Source organism: Rhodococcus sp. 05-2254-2, assembly GCF_002259095.1.
Classification (GTDB): domain Bacteria; phylum Actinomycetota; class Actinomycetes; order Mycobacteriales; family Mycobacteriaceae; genus Rhodococcoides.
This window is the reverse complement of record NZ_NOZJ01000009.1, coordinates 522,499-541,679: the sequence shown is the minus strand read 5'-3', so window position 1 is coordinate 541,679 and position 19,181 is coordinate 522,499. Positions and strand designations below refer to the sequence as shown.

At 64.6% G+C, this 19,181-nt stretch carries 20 protein-coding genes and 1 tRNA gene; 11 read left to right on the top strand and 10 right to left on the bottom strand.

Going from position 1 to position 19,181, the window contains the following annotated elements; all coding sequences use genetic code 11:
* Nucleotides 1-32 precede the first annotated feature (32 nt).
* Nucleotides 33-674, bottom strand: a complete 642-nt coding sequence (locus tag CH283_RS17385) for a TetR/AcrR family transcriptional regulator (protein ID WP_149406378.1) — start codon at nucleotides 672-674, stop codon at nucleotides 33-35.
* 417 nt (nucleotides 675-1,091) lie between these two features.
* Between CH283_RS17385 and CH283_RS17380 the strand changes: the two genes are divergently transcribed.
* Nucleotides 1,092-2,429 (top strand): hypothetical protein, encoded by a 1,338-nt coding sequence (locus CH283_RS17380; protein WP_094640366.1) that lies wholly within the window; start codon nucleotides 1,092-1,094, stop codon nucleotides 2,427-2,429.
* A 74-nt stretch (nucleotides 2,430-2,503) separates the two neighbouring features.
* Entirely contained in the window at nucleotides 2,504-3,868 is a 1,365-nt protein-coding gene (locus CH283_RS17375; protein WP_094640365.1) for a dipeptidase, read from the top strand.
* Here CH283_RS17375 and bcp read toward each other — a convergent pair.
* The gene (gene bcp, locus CH283_RS17370) at nucleotides 3,857-4,330 is read right to left on the bottom strand and encodes a thioredoxin-dependent thiol peroxidase (RefSeq protein ID WP_094640364.1); all 474 of its coding nucleotides are present in this window, start codon (nucleotides 4,328-4,330) and stop codon (nucleotides 3,857-3,859) included. The genes CH283_RS17375 and bcp overlap by 12 nt on opposite strands.
* A gap of 77 nt (nucleotides 4,331-4,407) precedes the next feature.
* Here bcp and CH283_RS17365 point away from each other — a divergent pair, with 77 nt between their 5' ends.
* From CH283_RS17365 to CH283_RS17345, 6 genes are all read left to right on the top strand, one after another.
* Complete coding sequence (locus tag CH283_RS17365) at nucleotides 4,408-4,629, top strand: DUF3618 domain-containing protein (protein ID WP_032375974.1); 222 nt, start codon at nucleotides 4,408-4,410, stop codon at nucleotides 4,627-4,629.
* Nucleotides 4,630-4,721: 92 nt separating this feature from the next.
* A tRNA-Lys gene (locus CH283_RS17360) sits at nucleotides 4,722-4,795 on the top strand.
* Nucleotides 4,796-4,929: 134 nt separating this feature from the next.
* Nucleotides 4,930-6,111: a lipase family protein gene (locus CH283_RS17355; protein ID WP_176460291.1), complete on the top strand. Its 1,182-nt coding sequence runs from the start codon at nucleotides 4,930-4,932 to the stop codon at nucleotides 6,109-6,111.
* 340 nt (nucleotides 6,112-6,451) lie between these two features.
* Nucleotides 6,452-6,622, top strand: coding sequence for a hypothetical protein (locus CH283_RS28360; RefSeq protein WP_156516187.1), 171 nt, complete (start codon nucleotides 6,452-6,454; stop codon nucleotides 6,620-6,622).
* Between the two features lie 82 nt (nucleotides 6,623-6,704).
* On the top strand, nucleotides 6,705-7,733 hold the full coding sequence (locus CH283_RS17350) for an LLM class flavin-dependent oxidoreductase (RefSeq protein ID WP_068049968.1): 1,029 nt from the start codon (nucleotides 6,705-6,707) through the stop codon (nucleotides 7,731-7,733).
* Between the two features lie 114 nt (nucleotides 7,734-7,847).
* The gene (locus CH283_RS17345; protein ID WP_068049969.1) at nucleotides 7,848-8,744 is read left to right on the top strand and encodes a universal stress protein; all 897 of its coding nucleotides are present in this window, start codon (nucleotides 7,848-7,850) and stop codon (nucleotides 8,742-8,744) included.
* Between the two features lie 9 nt (nucleotides 8,745-8,753).
* On the opposite strand, the gene CH283_RS17340 is transcribed toward CH283_RS17345, so the two are convergent.
* Both CH283_RS17340 and CH283_RS17335 read right to left on the bottom strand, forming a co-directional pair.
* Nucleotides 8,754-9,383, bottom strand: coding sequence for an enoyl-CoA hydratase/isomerase family protein (locus tag CH283_RS17340; protein WP_231893818.1), 630 nt, complete (start codon nucleotides 9,381-9,383; stop codon nucleotides 8,754-8,756).
* Between the two features lie 137 nt (nucleotides 9,384-9,520).
* Complete coding sequence (locus tag CH283_RS17335; RefSeq protein WP_255183246.1) at nucleotides 9,521-10,639, bottom strand: hypothetical protein; 1,119 nt, start codon at nucleotides 10,637-10,639, stop codon at nucleotides 9,521-9,523.
* A 116-nt stretch (nucleotides 10,640-10,755) separates the two neighbouring features.
* Here CH283_RS17335 and CH283_RS17330 point away from each other — a divergent pair, with 116 nt between their 5' ends.
* Nucleotides 10,756-11,037, top strand: coding sequence for a Rho termination factor N-terminal domain-containing protein (locus CH283_RS17330; RefSeq protein ID WP_068049973.1), 282 nt, complete (start codon nucleotides 10,756-10,758; stop codon nucleotides 11,035-11,037).
* Nucleotide 11,038: 1 nt separating this feature from the next.
* Here the strand turns inward: CH283_RS17330 and CH283_RS17325 are convergent, their stop codons facing one another.
* The 3 genes from CH283_RS17325 to CH283_RS17315 are packed head-to-tail and all read right to left on the bottom strand — an operon-like array spanning nucleotide 11,039 to nucleotide 14,228.
* Entirely contained in the window at nucleotides 11,039-11,527 is a 489-nt protein-coding gene (locus CH283_RS17325; protein WP_094640362.1) for an SRPBCC domain-containing protein, read from the bottom strand.
* Nucleotides 11,528-11,547: 20 nt separating this feature from the next.
* Entirely contained in the window at nucleotides 11,548-12,498 is a 951-nt protein-coding gene (locus CH283_RS17320) for an ABC transporter substrate-binding protein (protein ID WP_255183245.1), read from the bottom strand.
* A gap of 41 nt (nucleotides 12,499-12,539) precedes the next feature.
* Nucleotides 12,540-14,228 (bottom strand): nitroreductase family deazaflavin-dependent oxidoreductase, encoded by a 1,689-nt coding sequence (locus CH283_RS17315; RefSeq protein WP_094640441.1) that lies wholly within the window; start codon nucleotides 14,226-14,228, stop codon nucleotides 12,540-12,542.
* Between the two features lie 118 nt (nucleotides 14,229-14,346).
* On the opposite strand from CH283_RS17315, the gene CH283_RS17310 reads away from it, so the two are divergent.
* Nucleotides 14,347-14,934: a TetR/AcrR family transcriptional regulator gene (locus CH283_RS17310; protein WP_255183244.1), complete on the top strand. Its 588-nt coding sequence runs from the start codon at nucleotides 14,347-14,349 to the stop codon at nucleotides 14,932-14,934.
* 98 nt (nucleotides 14,935-15,032) lie between these two features.
* Nucleotides 15,033-16,652, top strand: a complete 1,620-nt coding sequence (locus CH283_RS17305; RefSeq protein WP_094640360.1) for an MFS transporter — start codon at nucleotides 15,033-15,035, stop codon at nucleotides 16,650-16,652.
* On the opposite strand, the gene CH283_RS17300 is transcribed toward CH283_RS17305, so the two are convergent.
* From CH283_RS17300 to CH283_RS17290, 3 genes are all read right to left on the bottom strand, one after another.
* Nucleotides 16,645-17,541, bottom strand: coding sequence for a glucose 1-dehydrogenase (locus CH283_RS17300; RefSeq protein WP_094640359.1), 897 nt, complete (start codon nucleotides 17,539-17,541; stop codon nucleotides 16,645-16,647). The genes CH283_RS17305 and CH283_RS17300 overlap by 8 nt on opposite strands.
* A 154-nt stretch (nucleotides 17,542-17,695) precedes the next feature.
* Entirely contained in the window at nucleotides 17,696-18,058 is a 363-nt protein-coding gene (locus tag CH283_RS17295) for an STAS domain-containing protein (protein ID WP_094640358.1), read from the bottom strand.
* A 193-nt stretch (nucleotides 18,059-18,251) separates the two neighbouring features.
* Nucleotides 18,252-19,181 (bottom strand): aldo/keto reductase, encoded by a 930-nt coding sequence (locus CH283_RS17290; protein ID WP_068049985.1) that lies wholly within the window; start codon nucleotides 19,179-19,181, stop codon nucleotides 18,252-18,254.

Genomic DNA, 19,181 nt, shown 5'->3' with positions numbered 1-19,181 from the left:
GCGGGCCTTTCGTCTGTGCGGGCTCGGGTTGCTCAGGCTGGTTCGCTCTCGTTCGTCGAGCCGCCGGAACGCCTGCTCTCCTTCTCGGCGACGAGCAGATACGCCATCATGATGCGTTTGAGCTCGGCGACGGCGTCCTCGTGGCTCTGGCCGTCCTGCACGGAGAAGTTGAGCATCGAGTAGACGATGTGCACCAACACCTGAGCCATGAGGTTGCGGCGATGCCGTGGCGTGCGCGGAGTGAGCGGTCCGAGCATGCGCGAGACCTGCTCGGCGAACTCCCGCTCGTGAATCACCCCGGTTGCGCGCGTCGACGGTGTCGATTGCATGGCGAGCCACACTTCACGGCGCGACGGATCGGTCATCCACATGCCGGCCATGTGGTCGACGAAGTTGTTCAGGAACCGCACCCAGTCCAGGGACGGGACCTCGCCGTCGAACTCGGCGAGTTCCTGTTGGACCCCCACGAGGTCCTGGCGGTTGAGCTCGCAGACGATGACGTACTTGTTGGCGAAGAACTGGTACAGCGTGCCGATCGGCAGTTCGGCGCGTGACGCGACTTCCTCGCAGGTGAACGACTCGAAACCCACATCGCTGAGCAACTCGCGTGAGGCCTGCAGCAGTGCGTCGAACTTCCGTTGGCTGCGTTCCTGGGTGGGTCGTCGTCGTGGCATCAGTTCCTGTGTCTGTGCCGTCGACTCGAGCGCGGCGTCGAGACGGCGCGAGGACTGGGCACGAGCAGAGGATTCCACCCGGTCAGGCTATCCGGCGCGGGTGTTCGTTATCCACAACGGTCCGGTAGGTCACTCCCACCGGTTCCGGTTTCGGGGTCGGACACGCGTGTTTCAGCTGGAGGTATGGAAGAAACCTGGGGTCGACGACAAATGCTGGTTCCCCATACTGTGACAAACTCCAAGGCCGATTCGGACCAATTTAACCGTCAACAGGTATGGTTCAGGTAACAGAATCAAATTCCGTGCAGGGTGATCGTCGTTCGGATCCGCTGGATGACGTTCATGGTCGGGTGCCTCCACCCTGAGCACAGGGAGACTGCCATGGCAACTATTGGTATAGCGATCGAATCTGGCTCGATGCAGGCAATTCTTGTCGAGCCCACCTCAGGCGAGGTACTCGCCGACCGTACGACCCCGCTCGACCCCGACGCGGCCTCGGTTCTGCCCAAGGCGATCGAGACGATGCGCGCCGAGGCGGCGACACTCGACACACAGGTGGACGTAGTAGGCGTGGTGTACCGAACCGAGGACGAGCGCGCCGAGTTCGCAGCCGCCTTGGGCGACGAACCCGCAGTGCTGTCGTCCGCGTCCGAGGCATTCCTCGGCTGGCTCGCGACGTCGAAGGAATTCGCCGACGCGAACACCGTCCTTCTCTACTACATGGGCGACACGGGCGTCTCCATCTCTCTCGCCGACGCAGCGCACGCCTCCATCACCCCGGCCAAGACCGCTGCGCTGGACTCGATGTCGCCCGAGCGCATCGGCAGCACCATCCCACTGGCGTGGGAAGTGGTGGATCAGTCCGGAAAGAAGCCAGAGTTCGTGGCCCTCTTCGGCGATTCTTCGAGCAATCGAGACCTGGTGGACATCCTGTCTCTCGGACTCGGTGTACCCGTGGTGCGCGTCGGTGACGCGGACCAGGTCGCGGCGCGAGGAGCTGCGCTGCTGGCACACCAGGACGAGCCGGCTGCGGTTGCCACCGCGCAGGCGGCGACCGATGATTCGGAGCCGGACGGGGCCGCCGACACCGAGGTCGGGGCAGTCGACCAGGCCGACCAGTTCGACGCCGACATTGCCGACTCCGAGCCCGAGGAGACCGTCGAGGTAGCGAAGGATACGGATCTCGACACGGTGGTAGTGCCGCTTCCGGTGCCTGCAGCGCCCTCGGCTATCGGCACGAAGCCGGCCCGGTCGGGAGGCTCCGGGCGCAAACTCGTGTTCGCCGCAGTGCTGCTGGCCGGAGTGCTCTCCGCAGGTGTCGCGGTCGCTGCGACGTTGCCGGGTGATTCCGAGTCGACCGCCGAGCAGGTCGTCGATCGACGCGATGCCGGTGCGGATCTGGTGGGGGCAACCAGGCAGGTGGATCCGACGACGTCCGATCCGGGTGCTGTTGTGGTTGCGCCGGTGCCGGCGATTGCGCCGCCGCCCGAGACGATTCCTCCGACGATGGACCCATCGACAGTTGTCGAGCCGGCACCGACGACCGAGGCGTGGGCGACGCAGGAACCGCCGCGTCAGGCTGTGGCGGCCCCGCAGCCGGTACTGTCACCGACCACGGTGGCCCCTCCGCAGTTCACCGTTCCTGTTCCCGTTCCGGAGCCGGGCAAGTCGCCCGAACAGCTCGAGCAGGAAGCGTGGGATCGGCACTGGCAGCAGACCGGTGAGTGGATTCATCAGGAGTTCTCCGGCCGCTGACGGTGAATCGTTCTCGAGACGAGTGATGACAGACTGGCTACGGCCCGTCTGTCATTTTCTCGTTTGGAGGACTCATGCCCGCCGATCCGCGACCCGTCGACGTTCGATCTGCGATCGCATCGCAGATGCCCCGAGCGAAATCCGAGTTGTCAGAGTTGGTCCGCTTCACCTCGGTGCACGATCCACGGCAGTTTCCGGCCGAGGAATGCACCGGTGCGGCGCAGTGGGTGCAACGGGCCTTCGTCGACGCAGGCATTCCCGACGTCCAGCTGATCGAGACGATCGACGGCTCACTGGCCGTCGTCGGTTCACGGCCGGCTCGGGCAGGAGCGCCCACCGTTCTGCTGTACTCGCACTACGACGTTCAACCTCCGGGTGACGGAAAACTTTGGGACAGTGAGCCTTTCGATCTGACTGAACGGGACGGTCGTTGGTACGGGCGGGGTTCGGCGGACTGCAAGGGCAACGTGATCATGCATCTGCTGGCGCTACGGGCGCTGGGGGAGTCGCTCGAGGTCGGCGTGCGGATCGTCTGCGAGGGTTCGGAGGAGATGGGCACCGGCGGGTTGGAAGCGCTCGTGGAGCAGCGCCCCGAACTGTTTTCGGCAGACATGGTGGTCATCGCCGATACCGGCAACGCGAAGGTGGGTTTGCCGACGGTCACCACCACGCTCCGCGGTATCGCCAACGTGGTGGTGCATGTGGAAACCCTTGCCGGAGAGGTGCACTCGGGCATGTACGGCGGGCCTGCGCCCGATGCTCTCGCCGCGTTGGTGTACGTGCTCTCGACGTTGCGGAACGAGCAGGGCGACACCGTGGTCGACGGACTGGACGGAACGCAGACCTGGGACGGGGTCGAGTACGACGCCGAGCAGTTCCGTGCCGATGCCGGCGTGCTCGATGGCGTCGGGCTGGCGGGTTCGGGTTCGGTGGCCGAGGCGGTGTGGGCGCGGCCTGCTCTGACGATCCTGGGGATCGACTGCCCACCGGTCGTGGGGTCGGCTGCGGCGATCTCGCCTCGTGCGTCGGCACGGCTGAATTTGCGGGTGCCGCCGGGGATGGATCCGCAGCGGGCTCAGGATGCGTTGGTGGCTCATCTGGAGGCGCGTACGCCATGGAATGCGCGCGTCACCGTCGAGCGTGAGGCCATCGGGTCGCCGTTTCGGGCCAGAACCGATGGGCCGGGTTACGCGGCGCTGTCCGAAGCGTTGGCGGAGGCCTTCGGGCATCCCATGGGGACGGCAGGTCAGGGCGGGTCGATTCCGCTGTGCAACGCGTTGGCTCAGGTGCTGCCGGACGCCGAGATCGTGCTGATGGGCGTCGAGGAACCTCGGTGCCGGATCCACGCTCCCAACGAGAGCGTGGACCCGACGGAAATCCAGAAGATGGCCGTCGCCGAGGCGTTGTTCCTGCAGCGGCTCGCAGGGTCAGACAGCTAGATCGCGGCGGAGCTTGGCGACGTGGCCGGTGGCGCGGACGTTGTACTGCGCCACCTCGATCTTGGCTTCCTCATCGACGAGGAACGTGGAGCGAATGACGCCCTCGTAGACCTTGCCGTAGTTCTTCTTCTCCCCGAATGCGCCCCACGCCTGCAGGGTCGTCTTCTCCTCGTCGGAGAGCAGCGGGAACGTCAGCTCTTCCTTGTCGCGGAACTTGGCGAGCTTGGCCGGCTTGTCGGGGGAGATGCCGATGACCTCGAGGCCTTCGCCGTTGAGCTCGGCGAGACTGTCTCGGAAATCGCAGGCCTGCTTGGTGCAGCCCGGGGTGCTCGCGGCGGGGTAGAAGTACACGATCACCTTCTTGCCTGCGTAGTCGGCGAGAGAGACGTCGTTGCCGTCGGCATCGGGCAGGGTGAACGCCGGAGCGGTGTCGCCCGGCTCGAGCTTGCTGTATTCGGTCACCGCACGAGAGTATCGAAATATCGCCGTGCTCTAGGCTCGACTGCGACCGAGACTATTTGCAACAAGTTGGAGGACACGTGGCCAAGGACACCGACCGAATCGAGCGCGAGATCGAGGCCGCTCGCAATCAGCTCGCCAGCACCCTGGACGAGCTGAGCGTCCGTGCCAGCCCCAAGAACATCGTCGCCAACACCAAGCAGTCCGTGGTGGCCAAGCTCAACGAGCCGGCAGTGAAGTTCACCCTCCTCGGAGTGGGCGCAGTGGTGGCAGTTCTCGTGGTTCGCAGGATCTTCAACTGACGCGACAGGCTCTCCGACCAGCCGATTTCACATCTGGCGGCATCTGCTGTTAATGTTTCTCCCGCACCGCAGAGAACACGCGGTGCGGACCGGCGCCATTAGCTCAGTTGGTTAGAGCAGCTGACTCTTAATCAGCGGGTCCGGGGTTCGAATCCCTGATGGCGCACAACGAATGCCCTTGCCAGTGAAAACGCTGGCAGGGGCATTTTTTGTGGTACATCATCGACCAAGACATGGGTGTCGCAAATCCGCGAATACAGAATGCGGACCCGCACTTCGGACCGCATACTGGCTCGCGACATGAGACTGCCTTTCGTCACCCTCGCCCTGTCCGTTCTTGTCGGGTGCCTCGCTCTCTCGGCCGCACCCGCCTCGGCGGCTCCCGGTGGTGCCGATTTCTACAGTGAGCCCGTCGTAGGCCTGGGGGCATACGCACCCGGGTCCATCCTGCGCCGAGAATCCGTGCCACAGCTCGACGTTCTGGGATCGCACACCGAGCGCATTCTGTACCGGTCGGCCGATCCTCGCGATCGTGCGGTGGCTGTGTCGAGGCTGCTGGTCACGCCGACGCGTGCGTGGTCCGGTCCCGGGCCCCGGCCCGTGATCGCTTATGCGCCAGGCAGTTACGGGGTTGCCGATCGTTGCTCGGGCTCCTCGGAGCTGGGACTGACAACCACGATGCCGGCACTGCTGCCACTACTGGCGCGGGGGTACCAGGTGGTCACGACGGACTATCAGGGGCTGGGAACCCCCGGCGAATACGAGTTTCTGGGTCGGGTCGCCAGTGCCCGCGCCGTGCTGGACTCGGCACGGGCTGCGGCAGGGGAGACCGACGCGCCTGTCGTGCTTTACGGATACTCGGCGGGCGGCGTCGCGTCGGCCGCTGCTGCAGAGCTCGCGTCCACCTACGCGCCCGACGTCTCTGTGGTCGGTGCATTCGTCGGTGCCGCACCGACCGATCCTGTGTTGCGCGTCGAGGGCCAGGACGGATCCGAGTCCGCCGCGACGATGCTGTACACGATCGGGGGCCTGATCGGCGCTCACCCCGACCGGGCCGAACAGATCCGGGCTCTGTTCAACGATCGCGGACGGGCAGCCCTCGATGCGGCGCAGGATTTCTGCACGGTCGACGCTCTCACCTACGGACCGTTGCGATCCGAGGATCTCACTGCTGACGGCTCTTCCCTGGGAACGCTCATGACCGGGCCCGTGCTGGGTCCGATGACGCAGGAGAACACCATCGGGTTCACCGCGCCCGTCGCACCCGTGATGATCGTGCACGGCGTTCACGACGCCTCCGTCGAGATCGAGCAGAGCCGAATCCTGGTGCAGCGTTGGCGCGCCGCAGGCGCCACCGACATCACCGTCCGGGAGTTCGACTTCGGAACCGGTTGGGTGCCCGCAGTCGACCACACGGCCGCGAACGTCGCTGCCTACCCCGAGCTGATCGGGTGGATGGATCGACTCGTCACACCGGCGTAGCTCGACGCTCTAGCCGTCGTACGTGATGTAGGTCACGTCAAACTGATGTGTGTTTGCTCCGTTCCGATTCGACTTATCGATCGTGCCGGGTCATTTCACCGGCTATTCGCAGGGTTCTACCGCTTCAGAGAAAGGGACCGAGAATGACCGTCATCGGAAACGGGGCCGCCGTATGAGTGGCCGCAGAAGTCTCTCCAGCCGACTCTTCGAGGGTCTGGGCCGCGTCACGTGGGGCTACGGCAAGCGGAAGCTCGACGAGCGTCGCGCACGCAAACGCGGACGCCGGTAAGCCGAACGCTGGGCGTCCGATTTCGGCACCCTCGATCGGTACGGTGCACGTATGTACGGATTCGAGGTGGGCGACGGAGTCACACCGCTGAGTGGGCCCATGGCAGGTATGTACGGAACCGTGGTCTGGTTCTACGAGGACAAGCAGCAGTTGCTCGTTCGTTTCGGCGCATCACAGCAGATGTACTACGCGGCGGACGAGCTGAAACGATGGGGCGAGTAGCTGCCAGCTCGACACCCATCGGAATAATTGAATCTTCACCGATGCTGTTGGAGTCGACCACCCCGAACCGAAAGGCCCCACCATGCATCTGGGCGTAGACAGTTTCGTCTCTTCCGTGACCGACCCGACCGACGGTCGGGTGATCGCTCCCGAGGAGCGAATGGGTCACCTGCTGGAAGAGATCGCCCTCGCAGATCAGGTCGGGCTCTACTCGTTCGGTATCGGCGAGCACCACCGCAGCGAGTACTACGACTCGGCTCCGTCGATCATTCTCGCCGCAGCAGCCGCGCGGACCGAGAACATCCGGCTCGGCAGCGCAGTCAAAGTGCTGAGCGCCGACGATCCGGTCCGGGTCTTCCAGGAGTTCGCCACCCTCGATCTGATCTCCAAGGGCCGGATCGATCTCGTCGTGGGACGCGGATCCTTCACCGAATCGTTCCCGCTGTTCGGCCTCGACCTGGCAGATTACGACTCGCTGTTCGCCGAGAAGCTCGACCTCTTGCTGCAGATCCGGGACAACGTCGAGGTGACCTGGTCCGGTCGGCACCGCCCGGCGCTGAACCGTCAGGGCATCTACCCACGTCCGCTGCAGGAACCGTTGCCGATCTGGGTCGGGGTCGGTGGGACGCCCGAGTCCTTCGCTCGCGCAGGGCTTCTGGGGCTCCCGCTGATGATCGCCATCATCGGCGGAGAACCACGACAATTCGCCCCGCTCGTCGACCTCTACCGTCGCGCCGGAGCGCAGGCGGGCCATCCGCCGGAGCAGCTGAAGGTGGGACTGCACGTGTTCGGCTTCGTTGCCGAGACCACGACGGCCGCAGCAGACACCATCTACCCCGGCTGGAACGAGATGTTCACCAAGATCTCTCGGGAGCGCGGATTCGCGCGGCCCAGTCGGCAGCAATTCGACGCCACCGCCGGACCAAACGGTGCGTTCTTCATGGGAGATCCGAAGACGGTGGCCGACAAGATTCAGCGAGTGAGCGAACAACTGGGCGGAGTGGATCGACTGTCGTTGCAGATGACCAATCCGCGGCTGGCACACAGCGACCTGCTGCGCGGCATCGAGCTACTCGGCACCGAAGTGGCGCCCCTGGTTGCCGGGGCCTAGCGGCCTCGACCCGAAATACCCGGCACACCGGTGGCCAAATGCCCTAGTGGCGCGTCGCCAGGGCAGCGATCGTGGGAGACGACGTAGAAACCGTCTTCGGCCAACGGAGGAACGATGGACCACACGATCGCAGCAACAACATTCGACGGACCGCTCGCGGTCGTTGTCGACGGCTCGCCCACGGACAAGGGGGTGGCCGAATGGGCGGCGCATTTCGCTCGGGCGGCATCGACATCGGTGCACCTCGTCCACGGTGCACCGAAGGACGAGTGGAGTGCGGCCGTCGCCGCCGAGCTGAACACCACCGACTTCCCGACTCGGCTGCGGCAGGAGGGTGAAGGCGTACTCGCCCGCGCCGTCGACGTAGTGCACGGAGTCGATCCCCAGGTGACGGTGAAATCGGAGGTGTCCGAGCTGTCGGCTGCACGTATGGCGAAGGCACTCTCCGCGGACGCGGCGATGCTCGTCGTGGGCGCGTGCGAGTCGGGGCCGTTGCGCGACATCGTCTTCGGGTACTCGACGACGGCAATCGTCAACGCCGCGACCTGTCCGGTGCTGGTATGGCACGAGCGTCGCGACGACTCCGGGGCCGAACCGGCCCCTGTCGCGGTGGGGGTCGATGGATCCGAGCCGTCGAAGCGCGCACTGTCGGCAGCGTTCGAGATGGCGAGCATCCTGGGTGCGGAGCTGCTCGCCGTCCACGTGGGCGCGGTGCACGAAACCGATCAACTCGACTACGGTCCCTCGGTCGACTGGCAGCACCTTCGTGAGGCAGAACGAAAGTGGTTGCAGGCCAACGTCGACACCTACCGGGACAAGTATCCGACGGTGCCGGTTCGGGCCGTGTCCGTCGGTGCCTCGGCGGCACACGAACTTCGGTCGATCTCCGCTACGTCCCAGGTGTTGGTAGTGGGAAGCCGCGGCCGAAATCGTTTCACCGCAGCGATATTGGGATCAGTGAGCCAGAACTTGGTGCATCACTCCGAATGCCCGGTTCTGGTGGTGCACTGACAACGCCGCCTAGTTCGAGACCCATTCCATTTCGTCGACGCCTGCGACAGGCGTCAGTAGGGAACGGACCTCACCGGCGTACATGGTGCGTTTGATCTCGCCCAGTACCTCACCGCGGGTGCTGGCCAACGCGGCTGCGCGGGCGATGGCGTCGTCGCGCACACGCTCCTGCGTCGAGACGGCGTCGACCAGACCGAGCGCCATGGCGTCGCCACCGCCGTAGCGGCGTCCGGTGGTCAGCGCCTCGTGAAAGGCGTGCGGAACCAACCTCGCCCGCACCATGTCGACGGTTCCGGGGCTGTAGGTCGCACCGATGTTGACGCCGGGGAAGCACAGGAAGCCTCGATCGGAACGCATGATGCGGTGGTCGTGTGCCATCACGAAGAACGCGGCACCGCCGTAGGTGTGACCCTGCATAGCGGCGACGGTCTGCATCGGGAACGTCAGGAAGCGCACCAGCATCTCCTGCACGGTGCCGATGAACCGATTGATCTGATCGAGGTTGTCGGCACCCCACGACAGATCCACGCCGGTGGAGAAGAACTTGCCGGTTGCCGTCGTGACCAGGGCGGCCGGGCCGGAGGAGGACTCCACCTCGTCGAGCAGTGCATTGATCTCGGCAACCCAGTCGGGGCTCATGCGATTTTCGCTGTCGTCCACACCTCGATTGCCGAGGTTGAGCACGAATACACCGTCAACACGATCCAGGTATGGCATATCCCGAACGTACCCAGTTTTTCTTGTTCTAGCTCACAACGCGAACCACGTGGCGATTTTCAGGACGAGGAGGTGGCCGACCGACGACGAATCAACTCGCGATGACCGTAGGTGGCACCGAGAATGTCCTCGCGATCTGCCACCGACGACCCGACTGCACCGGCCACCGTGCCCAGCGACGCAGCGAGCCACGCTAGAGAAAAGTAGTCGCCCAGAGTCGCGGTACGACCGATCTGCATTGCCAGGAATTCCGGTGAGATCACGACCGCCGCCGAGCCCAGCACCACGGCGAACAACAGCGCGTACATACAGAGAGCGCCGGTCAGAACGGTTCCGACGGTGGCTGCGTTGTACATCCAGCGGTCGATCGTGGCACTTCGGAACGATCGCCTCTCCCACAGGCCGTTGGGAAAGATGACCCAGACGGTCATGGCGATCACTGCGGTGAGCCCGATCATGGCCAGTCGGCCGAGGCTCATCGACGCTGCCATCTGCCAGATGCTGGCATAGAACACGCCGAAGGCGGACGCGGCGCTCGCGGCAGCGAGTGCGCTCGACAACGTCGGAACCAATCGCCACGGACGATTGCATCGAATCATCCCCGACACCAACCTGATTCGACCGAAGATGCTCGACGTCAGCAGCACCTCGTCGCCCTCCTCGGAGTCACTGGAAGCCCAGCGAGACTTGAAGTACCTCCGCGGTGGTCGAGACGAATCGTCGGCTTCGATCAACTCGTGCAACACGGCCAGTGCAGCCGCGACGGCACGTCGTCGAACCGCCAGCGTTCCGAAGGAGGGCACGTACAGCGCGCCGGTCGTACCGTCACGGGTCTCGGCGATCACCGGACGCGACCCGAGACGGCGAGGAACCTCCGACACACACAACACGATGTCGTAGTCGGCGTCGGCCTTCACCGACGCGAGCCACTGTCCCAGCGGGGCCGCTCCGGTCGCGGTGGGCGGGAGCGGCACCGATGCTCGGGACACGCGGATCTCTCGCCGCTGCCCGTCGATTCTCGCGTGATCGGGCAACTTGGCGACAATGGCAGACGCCACCGTCGCCGCGAAGCCGTCGTCGCTGACCACCCCCACCGAGAGCGGCGCGTCGTCTGCGTCGGTGGTGTCGTCGTTGCCGGTGGTGTCTCGGCTTGCCGATTGCGGTCGATCCGAATGCATCCCGATCGCTTACCCGATGGAACTCGAAACACACACCCGATCCGCGACGTCGTGCGAGGTTTGTCGCCGTGCAGACCGGGTAGCGCTTCGACACGAACCAATGAAAGGAAGTTCCGATGCCGGCGAAGAAGAGCGACACCGAAGACCAACCACAGCTGAAGGACCAGGGCCTGTACGACAAGCTCCGCGAGGAGGGCAACTCGAAGGAGAAGGCCGCCCGCATCTCGAACGCCGCCGCGAAGAAGGGGCGAGATCAGATCGGTAGGAAGGGTGGAGAATCCGGATCCTACGAGGACTGGACGGTCGACGAACTGACCGAGCGAGCCAAGGAACTGGGTCTCGAAGGCTATTCCAAGCTGAACAAGGAAGAACTGATCGACGCGTTACGTAAGCACTGATTCACCGCGGGCGAAGAGATGAGTAGTACTCCTGCTGTGATGGGTAGTAATCGTCGAAACTCGGGTGTGGGTCGCCGTTTCCGGCGGCGATGAACATGTCCAGGTAGTACTCCCACCCCGGTCCGATGTCGCCCAGACCGTCCGTGCTCGTGCATCTGTGTGCAAGCACGAGAACGGTCGCAGGGCCTGCCTCGGTCAGACGGACCTCGAGTGGCCATTCGACTTCGCCGGTCAACCGCACTGCCAGGAGGCCCGGCGGCTCACACGCGTCGATGATCATGTCCGACGCGGGCGCATTCTCCTCGAATGCCATCGTGACGCGAATGATGTTGTGCGAGATCCGCTCCCATGGACCGAACCACTGTGCCGTCCGGGTCGATTCGGTGAGGCGTGCCCACACGTCCTCACGCGGAGCCGAGATGGTTCTGGTCAGCTCGAGAGCGACGCCGGTGTCGGTGCTGCGCAACGTGCCTGTGGGGGTCGGTGCCATCGACCGATTATGCATCGCGGTCAGCTCGTGGCGTAGAGCTTCTCCACCAGGTCGAGGGTCCACAGCGCGGTCAGCGGGCCGCCGTCGTTGGTGAACTTGTCGGTCCGGACGATGCGGTCGGTGCGCACCGCCGGCAATCCGGTCCAGAGCGGGTTGGCGTTCATCGCCTGCAGATCCTGCTCGGACGTGATGGCGGCAATCATGGCCACCGCGTCGGATGCGGCAGTGACGTTCTCGGGGCCGTACTCGATTTCGGGATCGGCGTCGTTCCAAGCGGAGGCGAACCGGGCTCCCACGTCTTCGAGCACGATGGACGGCACTCGTTGCCTGCCCACCGAAATTCCACCTTCCTCGGACGTACTGATCGGCAGAACCGCGGTGTTCGCGATCGCGTCGGCATGCCGCACGATGAGCTCGTCGACGCGAGAGTCGTACTCGGCCACGATCGTTGCCGCTCGGTCCTGCAGGTTCAGTGCATCACCCACCGTGGTCACGTCCTGTTGCCAGCTGACACCGCTGCCGGTGGACCCCACCGGCAGCACCGGTGCGATGTCGCTGAGCCGGCCGTATATCTCCTCGACCACTTCGTCGCGCCCGATGATCAGATCCGGCGCGACTCGCGCGACCGCCTCGAGGTCGACCGTGTTGCGGGGATACAGCTCCGGCACGCCGTCGGCGAGCAGCATCCGAGTCGGTTCGGTCAGCGGCCCGGCCATCTCCGGCGGAGCCTCGGTTTCCACCGGCATCCCGACTATGGGGAGGTCGAAGGCCAGCGCGATGTCGAGATCGCGTCGGCCGTCGATCACGACCACCGAGTCGATCCGTTCCGGCACCACGATCGTCCCGAACTGTGTGGTGACCGGTCGGCCTGCCGCGTCGTCCGCCGGTTCGGCAGCGGAACTGCACGACGTGATCAGCGATACGGCAACAAATGCGGCAACGGTAACGGGCGCGAGGGGGAGAGTCTTCACTAGTTAAGTAAAGCAAACCTAAGTCGTAAGTGAAGAACCGGTCAGTCGTCGAACTCGATGCGGACCGAGATCGGATCGGTCTGGAGAGCTCGGAAGCCGGCTCCGATGATGCGTCCGAGGACGGGATTGCCGGAGAACGACCGCGCTCTGACGACGACATCGTCATCGGGAACGAATGTGGCTGTGCCGGTGCGCCATCGGTTGCCCACGCGAATTCGGATTCTGGGCTCGTCGGTGATGTTTGCGCCCCAACCGGACCTGGTGCCGTGCTGCGACACCAGCCACGCACCGGAATCGTCGAATGTCGCCGACACCGGCACGCGACGGGCGAGCCCGGTCTTGCGTCCTACGGTCTCGAGGTCGGTCACCAGGGAGGTCGTCACTCCCAGCGACGTCAATCCGTTCACGATGGGATTGGCGACATACTTCCCGATCAAGCGCTCGCGGCGGAACTTCGTCACGGCAGCAGAGGTGTCCACCCGAGCGGAGCCTCGACGATTACGGAACGCGTCCCAGCCGTTGCGCTGCAGCATCGTGGCCGCAGTCTTCCATGCCGGACGGCTCGAATTCGGCTGTTGCCCAGCGCCGATGAGCTGCAATTGGTCGGTGTGCCACTGCAGATCGAGAGCGCCGTTGATCTGCTTGAACGCGCTGGACTTCGACGGGACGCGCAGAGCCACGCGCGGCGATTCGACCCGATCCACTGTGCCGTCGACCAGTGATGTCGCGACGGCCGGGGCGAGGGCAGTCGGACGGCCGAGACCGACCATGTCGCACTCACCCGATTGCACTGCCGCGCTCATGACCGAGCGGGTACGGAAGCCGCCGGTGACCGCCAATGGCACTGTTCCGGCCGCGTCGCGCACCGTCCGCGCGTACTCCAGGAAGTACGCCTCCCGATCGCGCGTGCTCGCGGTGCCCATCATTGCGGGTGATTCGTAACTGCCACCGCTGATTTCGATCAGATCTATCGATTCCCGAACGAGATGCTCGACGGTGATGCGCGATTCTTCCTCGCTGAAGCCGCCGCGTTGGAAGTCCGCCGAGTTCAGCTTGATTCCCACCGCGAAACTCGGCGACACCGCCGCTCTGATTGCGCGGACGACTTCGATCACGAACCGCATGCGTCCGTCGAGGTCGCCGCCCCAGGCGTCGTCGCGCCTGTTCGACAGAGGGGAGAGGAACTGCGACACCAGGTAGCCGTGCGCGCCGTGGATCTGGACGCCGTCGAAACCGGCCGTCTCGGCCACGGCCGCCGCGGTGGCGAATCGGCCGATGATGTCGTGAATCTCGTTCTCGCTCAACGCCCGCGGTGCCGGAATGCCCGGGATGTTGGGGGCGATGGCGGAGGGTGCAACGGGCTTGGTGCGAGTGACGATCGGGTTGGCCTGCCGACCGGGGTGATTGAGCTGCATCCAGATGGGGGCACCGCCGTCGGACGTCGCTTTCGCCCAGCGGGCCAGCGCATCACGGTCTCGGTCGTCCTCGATGACGACATTGCCCGGTTCGCCGAGATGGGACCGATCGACCATCACGTTGCCGGTCACCACCAGGCCGTAGCCGCCCGCGCCCCACTGGCGGTACAGCGTTTCGAGGCGGGAGTCCGGGCCGTGCTCGGCGGTGGACAGTCCTTCGCTGAGCGCTGCCTTCATCACGCGATTCGGCAGGATCTGCCCGCAGGCAAGGGTGAGCGGGCTGCTCAGGTCGATCACATCGGTGTCAGGGGACATGCGTTGCTCCGGTTCCGGGACTGCGGTTCCAGCTATGATGGACAACATAGCTACAGAGCGACTGTAGGTGTAACGGAACGTCACGTCAATCATTGTGGCGTCCACGGGAGGGGTTCGGATGACGAATCGAAGCAGTGCTCGGGACGACATGCTGCGCAGCGCTGCCCAGCTGTTTCGTCGACGCGGCGTCGACGCCACCTCGCTGGCCGACGTCATCGATCACGCGGGCGCTCCCCGCGGCTCGATCTATCACCACTTTCCCCGCGGCAAGCCTCAGCTGGTGGAAGAGGCGACGCGTACTGCGGGAGCCGACATGAGCGCGATGATCTCGGCCGGCCTGGCGTCGGCCGGTCCGTCGGCGACCGTACGGGCCATTCTCGAGGGATTCCGCAGCGAACTGCTGGCCACGGATTTCGTGGCGGGCTGCCCTGTCGCGCCGGCCGCGCTCGAGGGGCTGCATGCGCCGCAGGCGGTGGCCGCGGCAGGTGAGTCCTTCTCGTCCTGGGAGGACGTCATAGCGGCATCCCTGTGGCAGCGCGGATTGACTCGCGAGCGGTCGTACACGTTGGCAACATTCGCGATCGCCGCCATCGAAGGTGCGCTGATCATGGCCAAGGCGCAGCGCTCGACCACGGCTCTGGATCGGACCGAGGGGGAGTTGTCGGCCCTGCTCGAGGCGGTTCTGGAGGCTTCGGCGGGCCGCTGACGTCGACCAGAAAGAGCCGGGCGATGTTGCTATAACTATCAGTTACAGCTAACTTCCCTTCAGGAACTATGCCGACCGTCATAGTCGAAGGGATTCCGATGTCGTCACCCACCACCTCCAGTCAACCGGTGAACTTGCCGCAGTTCCGTCGGCGATACCTCGCGCTGATCGTGATCTGCGCAGCCGAGCTGCTCGTCGTTTTGGACAACACCGTCGTCAACGTCGCGCTGCCTTCGATGGGACTGCAGCTACGTGCCGATATGAGCGGCCTGCAGTGGGTGGTCGACGCATACACACTGACGTTCGCCGGACTGCTGTTGGCGTTCGGTCATCTCGGCGATCGCTACGGCCGCAAGAAGGTCATGATTTTCGGACTGGCGGGCATCGCTGTGATGTCGATCGGCGGCGCTGTCGCCGCCGATCTGGGACAGGTGATCGCGGCGCGCGCGGCCATGGGAGTCTGTGCGGCCGCAGTGTTTCCGGCGACCCTTGCCCTGATCATCAACATCTTCACCGATGCCAAGGAGCGCGCACTGGCCATCGCGGCCTGGACGGCGATGGCCGGGTTCGCCATCGCAATCGGCCCGACTGCCGGTGGGTTTCTGCTCGAGCACTTCTCGTGGCACTCGGTGTTCTGGATCAATGTTCCTGTGGCACTGCTCGTTCTGGTGGCCGCGCTGGCCTGCGTACCGGAATCCAGAGCAGAGCACGTCGGCAAGTACGACCCCCTGGGTATCGCGCTGTCGTTGGCCGGCATCACCGTGCTGGTCTGGGCGATCATCGAAGCGCCACACAATGGTTGGTTGTCTGCAACGAGCATCGGAGCCTACCTGGCAGGATCGGCAGCCATCGTCGCGTTCGTCTGGTGGGAGCTGCGGACGCCGTCTCCGGTACTGGACTTGAACCTGTTCCGGAATCGACGATTCTCACTGCCCGCCTTGGCCATTGCCGTGGCGTACTTCGGCATGTTCGGCTTCCTGTTCATGATCACCCAGTACTTCCAGGGTGTGGTGGAGCTGACCCCACTGCAGTTCGGCGTTCACTCACTGCCCTTCGCAGTATCCATCGCCATCGGCGCGCCGCTGGCGACCATCATTGCGCAACGCATCGGAACCACGGCGGTGATCGTTTTCGGGCTGATGGTGATGAGCATCGGGATGTTCGTCGCCGGTCAGGTGGAGGTCCAAACGCCCTATCTGGGGCCGGTTCTCGTCTCGATGGTGCTGATGGGCCTCGGCTTGGCGATCGTGCAGGGCCCTGCCACCGAGTCGATCATGTCCTCGGTGACGCTCGACGAAGCAGGTGCGGGCTCCGCGGTGAACGACACCACCCGAGAGGTCGGTGGAACGCTCGGAGTTGCCGTGCTCGGATCGATCGTCGCGTCGATCTACACCTCACAGGTGAGTCCGAAGATCGACGCGATACCCGACGCGATCATGGAGCCTTACCAGAAGGCGTTCGCTCGCGAAACGGTCGTCAGCGTCATCGAAATCGTGAAAGCGCCCACCAACCCGATCTTCGCGACGCAGAAGGCCGAGCTGATCCACGCGATGAAAGCGGCCTCGCTGGAGGGCTTTCAGCTCGCGTCGTTCGTGACCGTCGGTGCCGCTGTGGCATGTGCGCTTGCCGTCGCATTGTTCCTACCGTGGCGACGACCGGAGGGAAACGGTGTGCTGCTTGCGTGGCGCGACACCGCAGAGGGCGACAAGATCAGTTGAACGGCGTGCCGCCGGTGACCGCGATGGTCTCGCCGGTGATGTAGCTCGACTCGTTCGATGCCAGGAAGACATATGCCGGTGCCAGCTCTGCGGGTTGACCCGGTCGTCCCAGCGGGACGGTCTCGCCGAACTTCTCGTACTTCTCCGACGGCATCGTGGCCGGGATCAGCGGCGTCCAAATAGGCCCGGGTGCAACGGCATTGACGCGAATTCCGCGTTCGGCGAGATCACCGGCGAGACCCTTGGTGAACGCCACGATTCCAGCCTTGGTGGTGGCGTAGTCCATCAACTCGGGAGAGGGATTCGATGCCTGGATCGAGGTGGTGTTGATGATGGTGGAACCCGCGTCCATGATTTCGGCGGCGCGTTTCGAGATCCAGAACAGGGCGTACAAGTTGGTCTTGAGTACGCGATCGAACTGCTCGGTGGTGATGTCTGCGATCCCGCCCATCTGCGCCATCTGAAACGCGGCATTGTTGACGACGATGTCGAGCCCGCCGAGAACCTCGGACGCGGTGTCGACCAATTGCACGCACTGCAACTCGTCGGTGAGATCACAGGCGATGGCTCTACCTGCGCTGCCTGATCCCTCGATCAGGTCGACAGTGGTCTGCGCGTCCGGACCTTCGGATTCGAGGTGTGCAATGACGACATCGGCACCCTCGCGCGCGAATGCCAGTGCAACGGCACGGCCGATACCCGAGTCGCCGCCGGTGATCAATGCTTTACGGCCGTGCAGGCGATCCGATCCACGGTAGGAATCCTCGCCGTGATCGGGAGCGGTGACCATGTCGCGGGTCAGACCGGGATGCTCGAGACGACTCTGTTCGGCCCGATCGGGCATCGGAAACGCGCTGGTCGGGTCGGATTTGCTGAACTGGTCGGACATTGTCGATCCTTGCCTCGGTGTGCGTGAAATGCTCCACGCGGCAAGTCGAACGAGCCGCTTCGATTCCGTGGAGACGACTCGCGGCACATGTGCCGTCCGGAGTCGCTGTCCTCCTCGGGTTTGCCGAATCGGCCGGACCGCAAACCTCCACCGGTCAGGCAGCGCGCGGATCCGCCCCGATCGTCGCCGCGCCCAGTGCGTCGAGAACGATGCGCGCGGGCCGCGTCGGAGCAAAGACCTCGAGGCGGCCAGCGCTGCGGGCGACAGCGTCGAGGACCACGCACGCAGACCCCGAGTACATGAAGGTGACCGCAGACAAGTCCAGCAGCACAACCGTTTCGCCGCGCAGAGCGTCGTCGAGCGCCTGTGCCAGATCGGTACGAGCCCGCAGATCGACATCGCCCGTCGCGCGGACGACAGTCAGGCGAGGGGAGTAGAACTCGGTGCGGATGGAGTAACTAGCATTGCCGCGTTCGACGGGTGCGAGGCGAGAATCGAAGTGGTCGGTGACAGTCACGGTGCGAACCTCTCAGTTCGGATGGCCTAACGACCGACGTGCACGGGGTGGAACCCGAGGGCTACAGGTTCCGGTGCATGCCGTGCGGTAATCCTGACAGCGCAACGTCACCGAACCGAGGCCTGATCATCACGGACCGATAGCTAGTCGGTAACGAAAAGGTAACGGCAGATGTGACGCCGCTGAGCCTCGTTCAGGGCAATGTGTGGCCTGCCGTCCGGAACAGGCGGTACCACTCCTGCCTGGTCAGGCGTAGGTCCGAACCGGCGGCGGCTTCGACGACTCGATCGGGATTCGTGGTTCCGAGCACGACCTGGATATCGGCCGGGTGCCTGGTGATCCAGGCCGTTGCCACCGCCGACGGCGTCGACCCGTAGACGTCGGCGATCTCGTCCAATGCCACGTTCAGATCCGGGTAGTTCTCGCGGTCGCCCACGAACACGCCGGACGGCGTCCCGCTCTGGAACGGAGACCACGCCTGCAGGGTGATGCCGCGCGTTCTCGCGTAGTCCAGTAGACCGTTGTCGCGGTCGATCGACTGGTCCTCGGTGCTCATGTTGGCGGTCAGGCCCGCCGCGATCAACGGCGAGTGCACGATGCTCAGCTGTATTTGATCGAACAGAATCGGTTGATTCACTGCAGTTTTCAGCAACTCGATCTGGCCGGGCGTGTGATTGGAGACGCCGAAGCCGAGGACCTTGCCCGACGCGTGCAGGTGGTCGAACGCTGCTGCGACCTCCTCCGGCTCGACGAGGGTGTCCGGGCGATGCAACAGAAGGGTGTCCAGGTGATCGACGCCGAGGGCTTCGAGTGACGCCTCGACCGTGGTGACGATGTGATCCCTGGAGAAGTCGAACCAGCCCTCGCGAATACCCACCTTGCTCTGAATGCTGATGCGCTCGCGTTGCGACGGGGTCAACGTCACCGCATCGCCGAATCGTTTCTCGCACGTGTGCGGTGACCCGCCGTAGATGTCGGCGTGGTCGAACACCGTCACGCCCACATCGAGCGCGGTGGCCACCAATCTCCTGATCCGGTCGTCGTCCAGATCGGTGATGCGCATGAACCCCAGCACGATGCTCGAGACTTCGGTCCCGGTGTGGGGGAGGGAGAAGGTTCGCAT

Bases quoted from the DNA above. Each gene is read 5' to 3' on its own strand.
- CH283_RS17385 (WP_149406378.1), bottom strand. From the start codon at position 674: ATGCCACGACGACGACCCACCCAGGAACGCAGCCAACGGAAGTTCGAC.
- CH283_RS17380 (WP_094640366.1), top strand. From the start codon at position 1,092: ATGCAGGCAATTCTTGTCGAGCCCACCTCAGGCGAGGTACTCGCCGAC.
- CH283_RS17375 (WP_094640365.1), top strand. From the start codon at position 2,504: ATGCCCGCCGATCCGCGACCCGTCGACGTTCGATCTGCGATCGCATCG.
- CH283_RS17355 (WP_176460291.1), top strand. From the start codon at position 4,930: ATGAGACTGCCTTTCGTCACCCTCGCCCTGTCCGTTCTTGTCGGGTGC.
- CH283_RS28360 (WP_156516187.1), top strand. From the start codon at position 6,452: ATGTACGGATTCGAGGTGGGCGACGGAGTCACACCGCTGAGTGGGCCC.
- CH283_RS17350 (WP_068049968.1), top strand. From the start codon at position 6,705: ATGCATCTGGGCGTAGACAGTTTCGTCTCTTCCGTGACCGACCCGACC.
- CH283_RS17345 (WP_068049969.1), top strand. From the start codon at position 7,848: ATGGACCACACGATCGCAGCAACAACATTCGACGGACCGCTCGCGGTC.
- CH283_RS17340 (WP_231893818.1), bottom strand. From the start codon at position 9,383: ATGAGCCCCGACTGGGTTGCCGAGATCAATGCACTGCTCGACGAGGTG.
- CH283_RS17335 (WP_255183246.1), bottom strand. From the start codon at position 10,639: ATGCATTCGGATCGACCGCAATCGGCAAGCCGAGACACCACCGGCAAC.
- CH283_RS17330 (WP_068049973.1), top strand. From the start codon at position 10,756: ATGCCGGCGAAGAAGAGCGACACCGAAGACCAACCACAGCTGAAGGAC.
- CH283_RS17325 (WP_094640362.1), bottom strand. From the start codon at position 11,527: ATGGCACCGACCCCCACAGGCACGTTGCGCAGCACCGACACCGGCGTC.
- CH283_RS17315 (WP_094640441.1), bottom strand. From the start codon at position 14,228: ATGTCCCCTGACACCGATGTGATCGACCTGAGCAGCCCGCTCACCCTT.
- CH283_RS17310 (WP_255183244.1), top strand. From the start codon at position 14,347: ATGACGAATCGAAGCAGTGCTCGGGACGACATGCTGCGCAGCGCTGCC.
- CH283_RS17305 (WP_094640360.1), top strand. From the start codon at position 15,033: ATGTCGTCACCCACCACCTCCAGTCAACCGGTGAACTTGCCGCAGTTC.
- CH283_RS17300 (WP_094640359.1), bottom strand. From the start codon at position 17,541: ATGTCCGACCAGTTCAGCAAATCCGACCCGACCAGCGCGTTTCCGATG.
- CH283_RS17290 (WP_068049985.1), bottom strand. From the start codon at position 19,181: ATGCGAACCTTCTCCCTCCCCCACACCGGGACCGAAGTCTCGAGCATC.